This window comes from Bacteroides sp. ZJ-18 (assembly GCF_011038705.2).
GTDB lineage: Bacteria > Bacteroidota > Bacteroidia > Bacteroidales > Bacteroidaceae > Bacteroides > Bacteroides hominis.
On record NZ_CP072198.1, the window covers coordinates 2,802,089 to 2,815,206 of the forward strand.

At 47.0% G+C, this 13,118-nt stretch carries 10 protein-coding genes and 2 tRNA genes; 10 read left to right on the forward strand and 2 right to left on the reverse strand.

Annotation, left to right across the window (positions count from 1 at the left end; genetic code table 11):
• Positions 1–16: 16 nt before the first annotated feature.
• Positions 17–385: a hypothetical protein gene (locus G7Y45_RS11085; protein WP_005808921.1), complete on the forward strand. Its 369-nt coding sequence runs from the start codon at positions 17–19 to the stop codon at positions 383–385.
• A 118-nt stretch (positions 386–503) separates the two neighbouring features.
• Positions 504–1,511, forward strand: coding sequence for a DUF5106 domain-containing protein (locus tag G7Y45_RS11090; RefSeq protein WP_165015467.1), 1,008 nt, complete (start codon positions 504–506; stop codon positions 1,509–1,511).
• 145 nt (positions 1,512–1,656) lie between these two features.
• On the opposite strand, the gene G7Y45_RS11095 is transcribed toward G7Y45_RS11090, so the two are convergent.
• Positions 1,657–3,780, reverse strand: coding sequence for a Tex family protein (locus G7Y45_RS11095; protein WP_005808917.1), 2,124 nt, complete (start codon positions 3,778–3,780; stop codon positions 1,657–1,659).
• A 115-nt stretch (positions 3,781–3,895) separates the two neighbouring features.
• On the opposite strand from G7Y45_RS11095, the gene G7Y45_RS11100 reads away from it, so the two are divergent.
• The 6 genes from G7Y45_RS11100 (at position 3,896) to G7Y45_RS11125 (ending at position 11,795) form a co-directional block, all read left to right on the forward strand.
• Complete coding sequence (locus G7Y45_RS11100) at positions 3,896–5,809, forward strand: HAMP domain-containing sensor histidine kinase (protein WP_005808915.1); 1,914 nt, start codon at positions 3,896–3,898, stop codon at positions 5,807–5,809.
• 96 nt (positions 5,810–5,905) lie between these two features.
• The gene (locus G7Y45_RS11105) at positions 5,906–7,645 is read left to right on the forward strand and encodes a bifunctional UDP-sugar hydrolase/5'-nucleotidase (protein ID WP_165015522.1); all 1,740 of its coding nucleotides are present in this window, start codon (positions 5,906–5,908) and stop codon (positions 7,643–7,645) included.
• Between the two features lie 6 nt (positions 7,646–7,651).
• Positions 7,652–8,119 carry a GAF domain-containing protein gene (locus G7Y45_RS11110; protein ID WP_005776577.1) on the forward strand — a complete coding sequence of 156 codons (468 nt, stop codon included), beginning with the start codon at positions 7,652–7,654 and terminating at the stop codon, positions 8,117–8,119.
• Positions 8,120–8,163: 44 nt separating this feature from the next.
• Positions 8,164–8,502 (forward strand): hypothetical protein, encoded by a 339-nt coding sequence (locus tag G7Y45_RS11115; protein WP_005776578.1) that lies wholly within the window; start codon positions 8,164–8,166, stop codon positions 8,500–8,502.
• A 69-nt stretch (positions 8,503–8,571) separates the two neighbouring features.
• Positions 8,572–10,863, forward strand: coding sequence for a TonB-dependent receptor (locus G7Y45_RS11120; protein ID WP_005776579.1), 2,292 nt, complete (start codon positions 8,572–8,574; stop codon positions 10,861–10,863).
• A gap of 170 nt (positions 10,864–11,033) precedes the next feature.
• The gene (locus G7Y45_RS11125) at positions 11,034–11,795 is read left to right on the forward strand and encodes a creatininase family protein (protein WP_005776580.1); all 762 of its coding nucleotides are present in this window, start codon (positions 11,034–11,036) and stop codon (positions 11,793–11,795) included.
• Positions 11,796–11,970: 175 nt separating this feature from the next.
• On the opposite strand, the gene G7Y45_RS11130 is transcribed toward G7Y45_RS11125, so the two are convergent.
• Positions 11,971–12,552: a Crp/Fnr family transcriptional regulator gene (locus tag G7Y45_RS11130; protein WP_032530433.1), complete on the reverse strand. Its 582-nt coding sequence runs from the start codon at positions 12,550–12,552 to the stop codon at positions 11,971–11,973.
• A gap of 277 nt (positions 12,553–12,829) precedes the next feature.
• Between G7Y45_RS11130 and G7Y45_RS11135 the strand changes: the two genes are divergently transcribed.
• Together G7Y45_RS11135 and G7Y45_RS11140 are read left to right on the forward strand one after the other, a co-directional pair.
• Positions 12,830–12,916 (forward strand) — tRNA-Ser (locus tag G7Y45_RS11135).
• 77 nt (positions 12,917–12,993) lie between these two features.
• Positions 12,994–13,065 (forward strand) — tRNA-Glu (locus tag G7Y45_RS11140).
• Positions 13,066–13,118 lie beyond the last annotated feature (53 nt).

The following is a 13,118-nucleotide window of genomic DNA, read 5'->3' on the forward strand; positions in this document are numbered from 1 at the left end:
ATTAACCAGGAAGGGTATGATAGAAATAAGGAAGATTGAAGAGGTACGGAGAGGTGTGGATATTCCGGAGATTACGGGTATTTATGATCCGCTGAGCGGAAAGAAAGACGGGACGATCACACCAATGGCACCGTTGGTGGTTTGGGGACGTAATTTGAGACATTATGCGCTGGAGGATTTTAAATTGTGTCTGGTGGCACAGAGGAAACCGGTGGAGGTAATCGAGATCAAACTTGTGTATACATATTCGGATAAGAAGGTGATTGCGGCTATTCCGGAACTCAAACCGGGAGAATATCGTCCTGCGGTACGATTGAAGGATGATGAAGGAAAGGTGTATGTGTTGCCTGCGGTGTGGGTGGTGAGGGGAAGATGGAGAAGATGAGGGACAATAAACGGATTTACCACGATAGATATATAGTAACACAAAGTTTCTTAATATATGGAATTAAGTACTATATGTCTTTGTGAGACTCTGTGGCGAAATAATAAGCATGAACAAAATGAATATAAAGAAGAAGTTGGTGGCATTTGTATCGACGGTAGTGTTGATGGCCCTGGTGGTGGTTTGTCTGGGTCTGCTGCTGGTAAAAGTTTGTTCGGGGACGGATGAATGGAAAGAGGTAAGAATAGAACCGGTAGTTGGATCTGCGGCGAAAGATTCAGTACATGTAGTGCATTACACACGGCCGGAGATACCACAGGTGATGACTGAGCCGGCGGATCGGGCGGCATATTACGTGAAACATTATTGGGATGACTACTTGGTGGATGATACGGCGTGGGTGAACGGCATGGATACGGAGCAACTGTATGCCGACTTCATCGACGCGCTGAAGTATGCCGAGCCGGAGGCAAATTTGAAGGCGTTGTATACCATGATGGTGAGGATGGAGGCAGACAGTACGGCGTACAAGCGTTTCTGCCTGCTGGGTGAGAAGTATCTTTACGAACCGAACTCGCCGATGCGCAACGAGGATTATTACATCGCTGTGTTGGAACAAATGGTGGCATCCGGGCGGCTGACGGAGTGGGAGAAGATACGCCCCGCGGATCGCTTGAAACAGGCGCGCAAGAACCGGCCGGGGATGAAGGCAGCAGATTTTGCGTACGTCACCCCGAAGGGTGAGAGCGGGCGGATGAGCGGATTGAAGGCAGAGTATACGTTGCTGTTTTTCTATGATCCGGACTGCTCAAACTGCCGGAAATTTGAGAAGGTATTTGAGGAGATGCCCACTTTTGTAGAGATGGTGGAACAAGGGACGCTGCGCGTGCTGGCTGTCTATCCGGATGAGAACGAAGAAGAATGGCTGGTGAAGTCGGCACACATGCCGCGGGGATGGATTGTAGGCTGGAATAAGGCGGGGGATATCCGCAGCCGGCAGCTGTATGACATTCATGCCACGCCGAGCCTCTATTTGCTGGACCGCCGGAAGCGGGTGATCCTGAAGGACGCATCGATGGACCAGTTAATCGGTTATCTGGCGACACGGGACGCAAAGAAGAAATAAAGACATTGAAGATCTGTCTGACCCCGGTTACCTCTTTCTATAAGAGCATGTACAACAGTGGTTGTCGTTTATTCTTGTTAGGGGCTAATTGGAGGAGGTACCGGGGTTTTATTCACCTCTGCGGTGAAATCTTTGTTTGAAGCTATTATTCGACATTCATCGTCAACTGTATCCGTTTCCGTTCGAAGTCAATGCTCAGTACTTTCACCGTGACGTGCTGATGGATGGAGACCACTTCGGTGGGATCGGTGATGAATCGGTTGGCAAGCTGGGAGAGATGGACAAGTCCGTTTTCCTTGATGCCTATGTCCACGAAAGCACCGAAATTGGTGATATTGCTGACGATACCGGGAAGCACCATGCCTTCGCGGAGGTCATTGATGGTGCGAACGTTCCGGTCGAATTCAAAAACCTGTATCGTGTCGCGCGGGTCACGTCCCGGTTTATCAAGCTCTTGGAGAATATCTTTCAGAGTGGGGAGCCCTACAGTAGGGGTGATATACTTTTCTACTTCGATACGGTTGCGCAGGGCTTTGTCGGCAATTAATTGGGGTACGGTACACGAAAGATCCTTCGCCATTTGATTGACGATGCCATAACTCTCGGGGTGTACGGCGGTGTTGTCCAGTGGGTTCTCACCTCCGGCGATGCGAAGGAACCCTGCGCACTGTTCAAAAGCTTTGGCTCCCATGCGGGGTACTTTCATCAACTCTTTGCGAGAAGAGAAGGCGCCGTTGGCGGCACGGTAGGAGACGATGTTCTGTGCCAGTTGCGGACCCAGCCCGGAGATGTAGGTGAGCAGATGACTACTGGCGGTATTGAGGTTGACGCCTACCTGGTTGACACAGTTCTCAACCGTCTGGTCGAGCGATTTCTTCAGCTTCGTCTGGTCTACATCATGTTGGTACTGACCTACACCAATGGATTTGGGGTCGATTTTTACCAGTTCCGCCAACGGGTCCATCAGGCGGCGGGCAATGGATACGGCGCCGCGGACGGTGACATCATAATCGGGGAACTCGTCGCGGGCTATCTTGGAAGCGGAGTAGATGGAAGCACCCTGCTCACTGACGACAAATACCTGTACGGGACGGTCGAACTGCTGGTGGGTGACAAAGGTTTCTGTCTCGCGGCTGGCAGTCCCATTGCCGATGGCGATAGCTTCTATCTTGTAGGCTTCTATCATTTTCCGGAGTTTGGATGCGGCTTCGGCTTTTTTGTCTACCGGGGGATGCGGGTAGATATTTTCGTTGTGTACCAGATTACCTTGCGCGTCGAGACAGACTACCTTGCAGCCGGTACGGAATCCGGGGTCGATGCCCATGACACGTTTTTGCCCCAGAGGCGGAGCAAGGAGCAGTTGGCGCAGGTTTTCGGCGAAAACACGGATGGCTTCATCGTCGGCTCTCTCTTTACTGAGGGCGGCAAACTCAGTTTCAATGGAAGGCTTCAGCAGGCGGCGGTAGGCATCCTGCACGGCTTCGGATACATGGCGTCCGCATTCGTTGGTGCTGCGTACGAACTGGCGATAGAGTCGTTCGAGGCATTCATCGTCGTCAGGGGTGATACTGACCTTCAGCAAACCTTCGGCCTCGGCACGGCGGATGGCGAGCAGGCGGTGTGAAGTGCAGCGTTTCAGGGGAGAAGAGAAGTCGAAATAGTCGCGGTATTTGGCAGCTTCTTCATCTTTTCCTTTTACTACTTTGGCAGTGATAACAGCTTGACGGGCAAAGAGGTTACGCACGGCATTGCGGGCACGTTCGTCTTCGCTGACTTGCTCGGCAATGATGTCCCGGGCGCCTTTCAGGGCATCATCGGCATCTTTGACATCGCCTTTCACGAAGGCGGAAACCCGGGCGTTGAGGTTGTTCTCCCGCTGCATCATTATCAACAGGGCGAGGGGCTCGAGCCCTTTCTGACGGGCGGCTTCCGCACGGGTCTTGCGTTTAGGCTTGTAGGGCAGGTAGATATCTTCAAGGGCAGTGGCATCCCAGGTCGCATCGATGCGTTGCTGCAATTCGGGTGTCAGTTTGCCCTGTTCACTGATGGTGCCGAAAATGGTCTCTTTACGCTTGGCGAGGTCGGAGAGTTTATCGTACTGCGTTTTGATAGCTTCTATCTGCACTTCGTCCAGGCCGCCCGTGATTTCTTTACGATAGCGGCTGATGAAAGGGATAGTGGCTCCCTCGGCCAATAGCCTGAGGGTATTGCTGATTTGCTTTTCCGGCAGGTTGAGCGCTGCCGAAATCATTTTGTGAAAGATTTCCATAAACTATTTTTAGGACATTGAGCGACAAATGTACGCAATAATCTACTATAACCATCAACTTTTAGTATCTTTGCGGGCATAAAAAACGGATACACACACTCTAAAACAGATGAATATGCCGGTGTCGCTTAAATATATTCTTTTTTTGCTTCTGGTAGTTATGGGTTTCTGCCGTCCCCTGACGGGATATGCCGCTACCGGAGAGAAACCTATCCTTATGATCTGTTCGTATAATCCGGGAGCGTATCCTACTTCAGCCAATGTTTCCGATTTTATGGATGAATATGAGAGATTAGGGGGCAAACGGGGAGTGGTCATTGAAAATATGAACTGTAAGAGCTTCTCTGATTTTCCTCGCTGGAAAGGGGTGATGAGAGACATTTTAGATAAATACCGGGGGAATCAGGAGCCGGCGTTGATTATTCTGTTCGGACAGGAGGCATGGGCCTCTTATTTGTCACTGAACGATTCAGTGACAGGGGAAGTGCCCGTGTTGTGCGCACTGACCAGCCGGAATGTGGTACTACTTCCGGATGATGAAAAAGATTTGGTACACTGGATGCCGGAATCATCCGATTTTTATGAAGATAATCTGAAACGGCAGGTACGTGGCGGATTTATGTACGAATATGACATTGCATCGAACATCCGCATGATCCGGGCTATCTATCCGGATACAAAGAATATCGCTTTTATATCGGACAATACTTATGGGGGTGTCACTTTGCAGGCGCATGTGCGGAGGGAGATGAAACAGTTTCCTGAACTGAACCTGATTCTGCTGGACGGGCGCGAACACACCATTTATACCATTGTGGACGAACTTCGGAAACTGCCGAAACATACGGCTGTACTAATAGGCACGTGGAGGGTAGACAAGAACGAAGGCTATTTTATGAGGAATGCCACGTATTCGATGATGGAAGCGATTCCGGACATACCGACATTTACAGCTACTTCCATCGGACTGGGTTATTGGGCTGTCGGAGGGGTAGTGCCTGCTTTCCGGACATTTGGTAAAGAGCTGGCAGCGGAAACAGCCCGGTTGTTGGAAAATCCCGGAGATACGACACTACGGGTGGAAGTGGTAGGCACGGAAGCACTACTGGATAGTAAAAAAGTGAAGGAACAGAAGATAAACGTGGCTGCATTGCCTATGGCGGTAAAGCTGGTAAACGAATCACCTTCTTTCTATCGGCAATACCGGTATCAGATCTGGGGTGGAGTAGGCGTTCTGTGTGTCCTGGTTATGGGACTGCTGATTTCTATCTATTTCTATCTGCGGACGAAACGGCTGAAGGATGATTTGGAACGTTCGCAGGCGGATTTGTATGAAGCGAAAGACCGGGCGGAAGAATCGAATCGGTTGAAAAGTGCTTTCCTTGCTAATATGAGCCATGAGATACGGACACCATTGAACGCGATCGTGGGCTTTTCGGACGTGTTGGCTTCGGGTGGAAGCTCGGACGAGGATCAGCGGAATTATTTCAGAATTATCCAGTCGAACTCCGATTTGTTGTTACGGCTGATTAATGATATACTCGATCTTTCGAGGTTGGAGGCAGATAAAGTGACGCTGACTCCGGAAGACTGTGACGTGGTTCAGCTATGCAGGCAGGCGTTGTCGTCGGTAGAGATGTCGCGCCGGGAATCGGGTAACCGGTTTGTTTTTGAAACCAAGATCGACTCTTTTGTTTTACAGGTAGATGTTCAGCGTTTGCAGCAGGTGCTTATCAATTTGCTGACGAATGCGGCGAAGTTTACCAAAAACGGTACAATCACATTGCAGTTTGAAGTAGACAGGGAGAAGAAGCGGGTATTGTTTGCTGTGGCGGATACGGGCTGCGGCATTCCGAAAGAGAAACAGAAGCAGGTGTTCGAACGGTTTGAGAAGCTGAACGAATATGCTCAGGGGACCGGATTAGGACTTTCGATCTGTAAGCTGACAGTGGATAAATGGGGTGGTAGTATCTGGATTGATCCTGACTATGAAAGAGGGGCGAGGTTTGTTGTTTCGCATCCGTTATAAGAAAAAGAGACTATCACGGGGTCACACAGAGTTTATTCTCTATTTAAATCCTTTCAGTGAGACTCTGTGGTGAATCAAATTTAAACCATTATTATGATGAAAAGATTGATTTGTATTTGTGCTTTCTTGCTTTGTCTGGTGTGTGTATTGCCGGCACAAGAGAGAGAGGTGAAACTGAAGATTGTGCAGACAAGCGATGTGCATGGTAATTACTTTCCTTATAATTTTATCACTCAGAAGGAGTGGGGCGGAAGCCTTGCACGCGTGTATGCGTTGGTGCAAAAGAATCGGGAAGTTTATAAAAAGAACCTTATTTTGCTGGATAACGGAGATATTCTGCAAGGACAGCCTTCGGCATACTACTATAATTATATAGATACAGTAGCACCACATGTGTGTGCCGAAATGATGAACTTTATGGGATACGATGCCGGAAACATGGGAAATCATGATGTAGAAACGGGTCGCCCTGTATTCGATCGTTGGATCGGTGAGTGTAAATTTCCGGTGCTGGGGGCTAATATTATCGAAACGGCTACGGGCAAGACCCATCTTCCTCCCTATCAAGTGTTGGAACGTGACGGGGTGAAGATTGTGGTACTGGGCATGATTACACCGGCTATTCCTGCCTGGTTGTCGGAGAATCTGTGGCAGGGGCTACGGTTTGACGATATGGAGGAGACAGCACGGAAGTGGATGAAAGTGATCCGTGAGAAAGAAAAACCGGATTTGGTGATCGGGCTGTTTCATGCAGGTCAGGATGCTTTTGTCATGTCGGGTAAGTATAACGAGAATGCATCGTTGAATGTGGCGAAGAATGTGCCGGGATTCGATATGGTACTGATGGGGCATGACCATGCCAAGGAGTGCAAAAAGATAGTGAACGTTGCGGGTGACTCCGTGCTGGTGATTGATCCGGCAAGTAACGGGATTGTAGTGTCGGACATTGATGTGACACTGAAACTGAAAGACGGCAGAGTGGTGAGCAAACAAATAGACGGGGTATTGACGGATACAAAAGAATATGGTGTAAGTGAAGCCTTTATGAGACATTTCGCAGTGCAATATGGTGCGGTAGAGAAGTTTGTTTCGAAGAAAATCGGTGTGTTTACGGAAGATCTGTCTACTCGTCCGGCCTATTTCGGTTCGTCGGCGTTTATCGATTTTATCCATTCGCTGCAACTCGACATTTCGGGGGCAGACATTTCGTTTGCCGCTCCGCTATCGTTTGATGCTCAGATAAAGAAAGGAGATATCCGCGTGAGCGATATGTTCAACCTGTATAAATATGAAAATATGCTTTATGTAATGAAGCTATCGGGAAAAGAGATTAAAGATTTTCTGGAGGAATCCTATTATATGTGGACGAATCAGATGAAGTCGCCGGAAGATCATTTGCTGTGGTTGAAGGAGAAACGTACGGCGAGTGCCGAAGACCGGGCCTCGTTCCAGAATTTCAGCTTTAACTTCGATTCGGCTGCCGGAATCATTTATACAGTGGATGTGACTAAACCGAAAGGAGAGAAAGTGACCATCGTCAGCATGGCAGACGGTGCTCCGTTCCGAATGGATCATATATATAAGGTAGCACTGAACTCTTACCGTGGCAACGGCGGTGGAGAACTACTGACAAAGGGATCGGGAATTCCACAAGAAAAGCTGAAAGAGCGTATCATATTCTCAACGGATAAAGATCTCCGTTTTTATCTGATGCAGTATATCGAAAAGAAAGGCACACTGAATCCCCGTGCGTTGAACCAGTGGAAATTTATTCCCGAAGAGTGGGTGAAGCCCGCTGCAGAGAGGGATTATGAATATCTGTTTGGAACTAAATAATAGAATATGGCTGAAGAACTTACATTTATATCGGGCAGCAAAGAGGAACAATATCTCTCTTTGTTGCCTCAGGTAAAGGCTCTGATAGAGGGGGAAGAGGACCTGGTTGCCAATTTGGCTAATGTAGCTGCTGTCTTGAAGGAAGCTTTCGATTTTTTCTGGGTAGGTTTTTATCTGGTGAAGCAGGACCGGCTGGTATTGGGACCGTTTCAGGGACCGGTGGCCTGTACGCGCATTCGAAAAGGTAAAGGAGTTTGCGGCACGGCCTGGGAGGAAGCTAAAACCCAGTTGGTTCCGGATGTGGAAGCTTTCCCGGGACATATTGCTTGCAGCTCGCTTTCCAGATCGGAAATTGTGGTTCCACTGATAAAGGAAGGTAGGGTATGGGGAGTGTTAGACATAGACAGTGATCTCCTGAATTTCTTTGATGAAACCGACCGGAAATATCTGGAAGAAATGTGTAGATACTTATGAAAATAATAACTATCTTTGCCGACTTAAAAATAAGAGTGCAATAGGTGGGATACATCAAAAGAGTTCTATTATCGTTTCTGTTGTTGACGCTGTTCGTGACGTACCAGGTGAGCATTACGATGTTTACCCATGTGCATTACGTAAACGGCGTAATGATTGCGCACTCTCACCCCTATAAAGGTACTCACTCACATTCTACATCTAATATTGTTGTTATTGCCCATTTTGCTACATTCCATTCGCTGGAAGCCCATGTGCAATATGATTTTACACCCGAACGGCCGGTGCTGTTTACGGTAGAGATACCTGAGAGTATACCGGTGACGACTGAAACACATTTACGGGTAATTTCTTTGCGTGCCCCTCCGGCCGAACAGGCTTAAACTAAATTTAAGGGGAGAGCCCCTTTCCGTTTCTTTTACTCTTTTATATATCATAGCTAATAACAAACAATGAAAAATTATATAGTTATGCTTGTGCTTGCGTGTGTAAGCATGAGTTTGTATGCAGTCAATCCGATTAAAGAAGGTAATATGATTGCCGGACACGTTATTGTGAAAGGCACTGAAGAAAGCATTCCGTTCGCAACGGTAATGATATTGGGGACCAACCGTGGTGCGGTATCCAATGAAGAAGGGCAGTTTGAATTTCGTAAGTTGGCTGCCGGGAAATATACACTCCGTGTACAGGTAATGGGGTATAAAACACAGGAAAAAACAATCACGGTCAGTGCAGAGGCCACATCGGTGGTTCATTTCCAGATGGAAGAAGAGAGTTTTATGACAGATGAAGTGGTTGTCTCGGCCAACCGGAATGAGGTGAGCCGGAAGGCGGCGCCGGTGGTGGTGAACGTGATGAGCGCCAAGCTTTTTGAAACGGTGAATTCTACCGACCTGGCGAAGTCGCTTAATTTTCAATCAGGGCTGCGGGTAGAGAACAATTGTCAGAACTGCGGTTTTCCGCAAGTACGTATCAATGGATTGGAAGGTCCTTACTCGCAAATTCTGATTAATAGCCGTCCTATCATCAGCGCATTGTCGGGAGTGTATGGGCTGGAACAGATTCCGGTAAATATGATCGAACGTGTGGAAGTGGTGCGCGGAGGTGGATCGGCTCTGTTTGGGGCCAATGCTGTGGGAGGTACAATCAATATTATTACAAAAGATCCGATAAACAATTCTTTTCAGGTGGCAAGCACGATGTCTAATATGAATGGTAAGTCGTGGGAGCAATATATGGGAGGAAACGTTTCTCTGGTTGCGAAAGATAATTCGTACGGTATCGCTTTGTATGAGACATACCGAAATCGTAATCCTTATGATGCGGACGGGGATGGTTTTTCGGAACTGGGCAAATTGAATATGAATACTTTCGGGATGCGTGCATACTATCGTCCCAACTATTTCAGCCGCATCAATGTGGAGTATCACACAACAAATGAATTTCGCCGGGGTGGCAATAAATTCAATTTACAACCTCACGAATCGGATATTACCGAACAAACAAAACATATTATCAATAGCGGAGGATTAAGTTATGACCGTTATTGGGGAGAGAAGCATAAGATGTCTGTATATGGATCTATCCAGCATACGGATCGCAACAGCTATTACGGTGCTCAACAGGATATGAATGCGTATGGTAAAACAAACGATCTGACTTGGGTAGTGGGAGGTATGTATGTGGGAAATATGGACCGTTGTCTTTTTGCCCCTGCTACATTTACAGGTGGTGTAGAGTATCAGAATAACTCTCTGCACGATGTGATGACCGGGTATCATCGTGACATGCAGCAGGATGTCCGTATTGCCGGAGGATTTGTACAGAACGAATGGCGCTTGAACCGCTGGACCATGCTCGTGGGAGCACGTCTGGACAAGCATAACCTGATCGATCATCCGATCTTTAGCCCGCGTGTGAATTTTCTATATAAGCCGAGCGATAATTTGCAGGCACGTCTGACATACTCTACCGGCTTCCGGGCCCCGCAGGCTTACGATGAAGACCTGCATGTGACAGCTGTGGGAGGTGAAGGGGTGCAGATCCGACTGGCTGAGGGGTTACGTGAAGAACGTTCCAACAGCTTTAGTGGTTCGGTGGATTGGTCGTTCCCAATGGGACACTGGCAGTCTAATATTCTTCTGGAAGGTTTTTATACTGATCTGCATCATGTATTTGTGCTCGAGGATATCGGTCTGGACGAGAATGGAGATAAGATAAAGGAGCGCCGGAATGGTAGCGGGGCGAAAGTATATGGTGTCAATCTGGATGCGAAGGTAGCTCACGGGCGTGAGGCACAGTTGCAATTGGGATTTACAGTGCAACGCAGCAGATACAACCGGGCAGAGATATGGACCAGTGAAGGGGAAGAGGAACAGACAACGAAACGGATGCCTCGTACACCGGATTATTACGGTTATTTCACTTTCACGTCGGCACCGTTGAAGAGCTTTGACTTTTCACTTTCCGGTACTTATACCGGTAAGATGATTGTGCCGCATATGGCGGGATACATCGAGAAGTCGCGTATGGAGCACACCCCGCAGTTTGTGGACCTTAATCTGAAACTGAACTATACTTTTGTGCTGAAAGATCATATCAAGATGCAGGTGAACGGTGGAATACAAAATATATTCAATAGTTTCCAAAAGGACTTGGATAAAGGAGAGTTCCGGGATGCAGGTTACTTTTACGGACCGACTCAGCCGCGGACTTATTTTGTGGGAATAAAGATAATGAATTAAATCCAGGGTTCACCACAGAGCCTCACAGAGTTTTATCGAGAAGAAATAGGAAAAACTCTGTGGGGCTCTGTCTATTTTATGGTGAACTCGTTTTTACTTATCAGGTATTCGTCGGAATGTTTTTATTCATATCTTTGCGATGTTACATTTGAATTAAAAAAAAGAAGACCATGAATAAAGAAGTAGATCTTTCAGTATCCTGCCTTGGAAAGGTGAAAGGGCTGAAATATGACGTTATCATCTTACCGTGGGGAGCTACGGAACCCCATAATCTGCATTTACCGTATCTTACCGATTGTATTCTTCCTCACGATATTGCCGTAGAGGCAGCCGAAATGGCACTTGCACGTTCGGGAGTACGTTGTATGGTGATGCCGCCCGTACCTTTTGGAGCGCATAATCCGGGACAACGTGAATTGCCGTTTTGTATTCATACCCGTTATGCTACTCAACAGGCTATTCTGGAAGATATCGTATCTTCTCTTTATGTGCAGGGATTCCGGAAACTGGTCATCCTGTGTGGACACGGAGGAAACAATTTTAAGGGGATGATTCGTGATCTTGCCTTTGAATATCCCGATTTTCTGATTGCTGCCGCAAACTGGTTTGAAGTGGTTTCTCCCAAAGGGTATTTTGAAGCGGAGGTTGACGATCATGCTGGAGAGTCGGAAACTGCTGTGATGATGCATTATCATCCGGAATTGGTGAATCTGGCTGAAGCCGGTGACGGAAAGTCGAAACCGTTTGCCATCGCTTCGTTGAATGAGAAAGTAGCCTGGGTGCCCCGCCATTGGGATAAAGCGACAGCAGACAGTGGAGTGGGAGATCCCAGAAAAGCTACTGCTGAAAAAGGTGAACGCTATGTGAAACCGATCGTGGAGAAGCTCGCCAGACTTTTCGAAGAGATGGTGAAACACGACCTTTATGAATGATGGGGAAGGTATACTTATAAAAAACAGGCAGTGGCGGATTTCCGACACTGCCTGTTTTTTTAATTGTTACCTAAAAACTAATCTTTATTCCTATAAAAAACAACCTATTTATTAACTGCTGCAAAAATACAGCATGTAATTGGATTACGTTTTGATATAAATCAAAAAATATTTTTTACAGTACTCCCGAACGTACACGACTGAGTGTTTCCGGGGTCATCAGCAAGTAGGAAGCGATGTGTGATAACGGTGCCCGCTTGATAATCTCCGGATGGTGATGTAAAAGCAGGTTATAACGTTCACGTGCCGTTTCAAAACGCCATGAATCAGCTTTTATTTGTGATACAATGAGTGAATATTCCAGCACTCTGCGATAGAAAGCATTGATCTCTTTGGACTGTTCCAGTAACTTTTGCAGGATGTCGTAGGGAAGCATGTATATCACTGCCGGTTCCAACGCTTCGGCCATCAAGTGGGTGGGTTCTTGTTTCAATAAACTTTCGATGCACATCAGAATACATCCTTCGTATGAGAAGTGTTCGGTGACATCTTTCCCGTTCTTATAATAGAATTGCCGTAACATTCCTTTTCCGACGAAAACCATGTGACGGCTTATTTGTCCTTCGTTCAACAACATTTCACCCTTTTCCAGTTCTTTACGTATCAAGACCTGTGCCAGTAGTTCCCGTCCCTCTTTGTTCATCTCCGGATATCTGGAGTTTACAACAGCATCCACTGTCTCTTTCAGGTTTTCCATCATGTATATATTGATAAGTTATTATAGATTGCGGAGACAAAAATACGAAAATCAGTTGATATAAATCAATTTTTCAAAGTAAAAAGATTCCTTCTACTCCAATGACTGCCCTGGAGAGCGAGAGTATGAAAAAAAAGTTCTCTCCTTTAACATTTGAAACTTAGCTGGTTAACTTATTTCGCATAAAATCCGTGAAAAAAATGTTGTAGAAAGATTTGCGTAGTTCAAAAGTTCCCTCTATCTTTGCATCGCATTTGAGAGGAAATGCGGTTAAAAAGGAAGTTTGGGTGAGTGGCTGAAACCACCAGTTTGCTAAACTGACGTACGGGTAACCGTACCGGGGGTTCGAATCCCCCAGCTTCCGCACCAAATCTCAACTTTAAGATGACAAGGGAAGAGCCGAGTTTATTGCTTGGCTCTTTTTGAATCTAATTTTCAGTCGGTGGGTTCGTCTAACGGTTAGGACACATGCCTCTCACGCATGTAATACGAGTTCGATTCTCGTACCCACTACAAATTATAATCAGCCTTTTACGATAACGTAAAGGGCTTTTTTATTGCTTTTG

Bases quoted from the DNA above. Each gene is read 5' to 3' on its own strand.
- G7Y45_RS11100 (WP_005808915.1), top strand. From the start codon at position 3,896: ATGCCGGTGTCGCTTAAATATATTCTTTTTTTGCTTCTGGTAGTTATG.
- G7Y45_RS11105 (WP_165015522.1), top strand. From the start codon at position 5,906: ATGAAAAGATTGATTTGTATTTGTGCTTTCTTGCTTTGTCTGGTGTGT.
- G7Y45_RS11130 (WP_032530433.1), bottom strand. From the start codon at position 12,552: ATGGAAAACCTGAAAGAGACAGTGGATGCTGTTGTAAACTCCAGATAT.
- G7Y45_RS11090 (WP_165015467.1), top strand. From the start codon at position 504: ATGAATATAAAGAAGAAGTTGGTGGCATTTGTATCGACGGTAGTGTTG.
- G7Y45_RS11110 (WP_005776577.1), top strand. From the start codon at position 7,652: ATGGCTGAAGAACTTACATTTATATCGGGCAGCAAAGAGGAACAATAT.
- G7Y45_RS11095 (WP_005808917.1), bottom strand. From the start codon at position 3,780: ATGGAAATCTTTCACAAAATGATTTCGGCAGCGCTCAACCTGCCGGAA.
- G7Y45_RS11125 (WP_005776580.1), top strand. From the start codon at position 11,034: ATGAATAAAGAAGTAGATCTTTCAGTATCCTGCCTTGGAAAGGTGAAA.
- G7Y45_RS11085 (WP_005808921.1), top strand. From the start codon at position 17: ATGATAGAAATAAGGAAGATTGAAGAGGTACGGAGAGGTGTGGATATT.
- G7Y45_RS11120 (WP_005776579.1), top strand. From the start codon at position 8,572: ATGAAAAATTATATAGTTATGCTTGTGCTTGCGTGTGTAAGCATGAGT.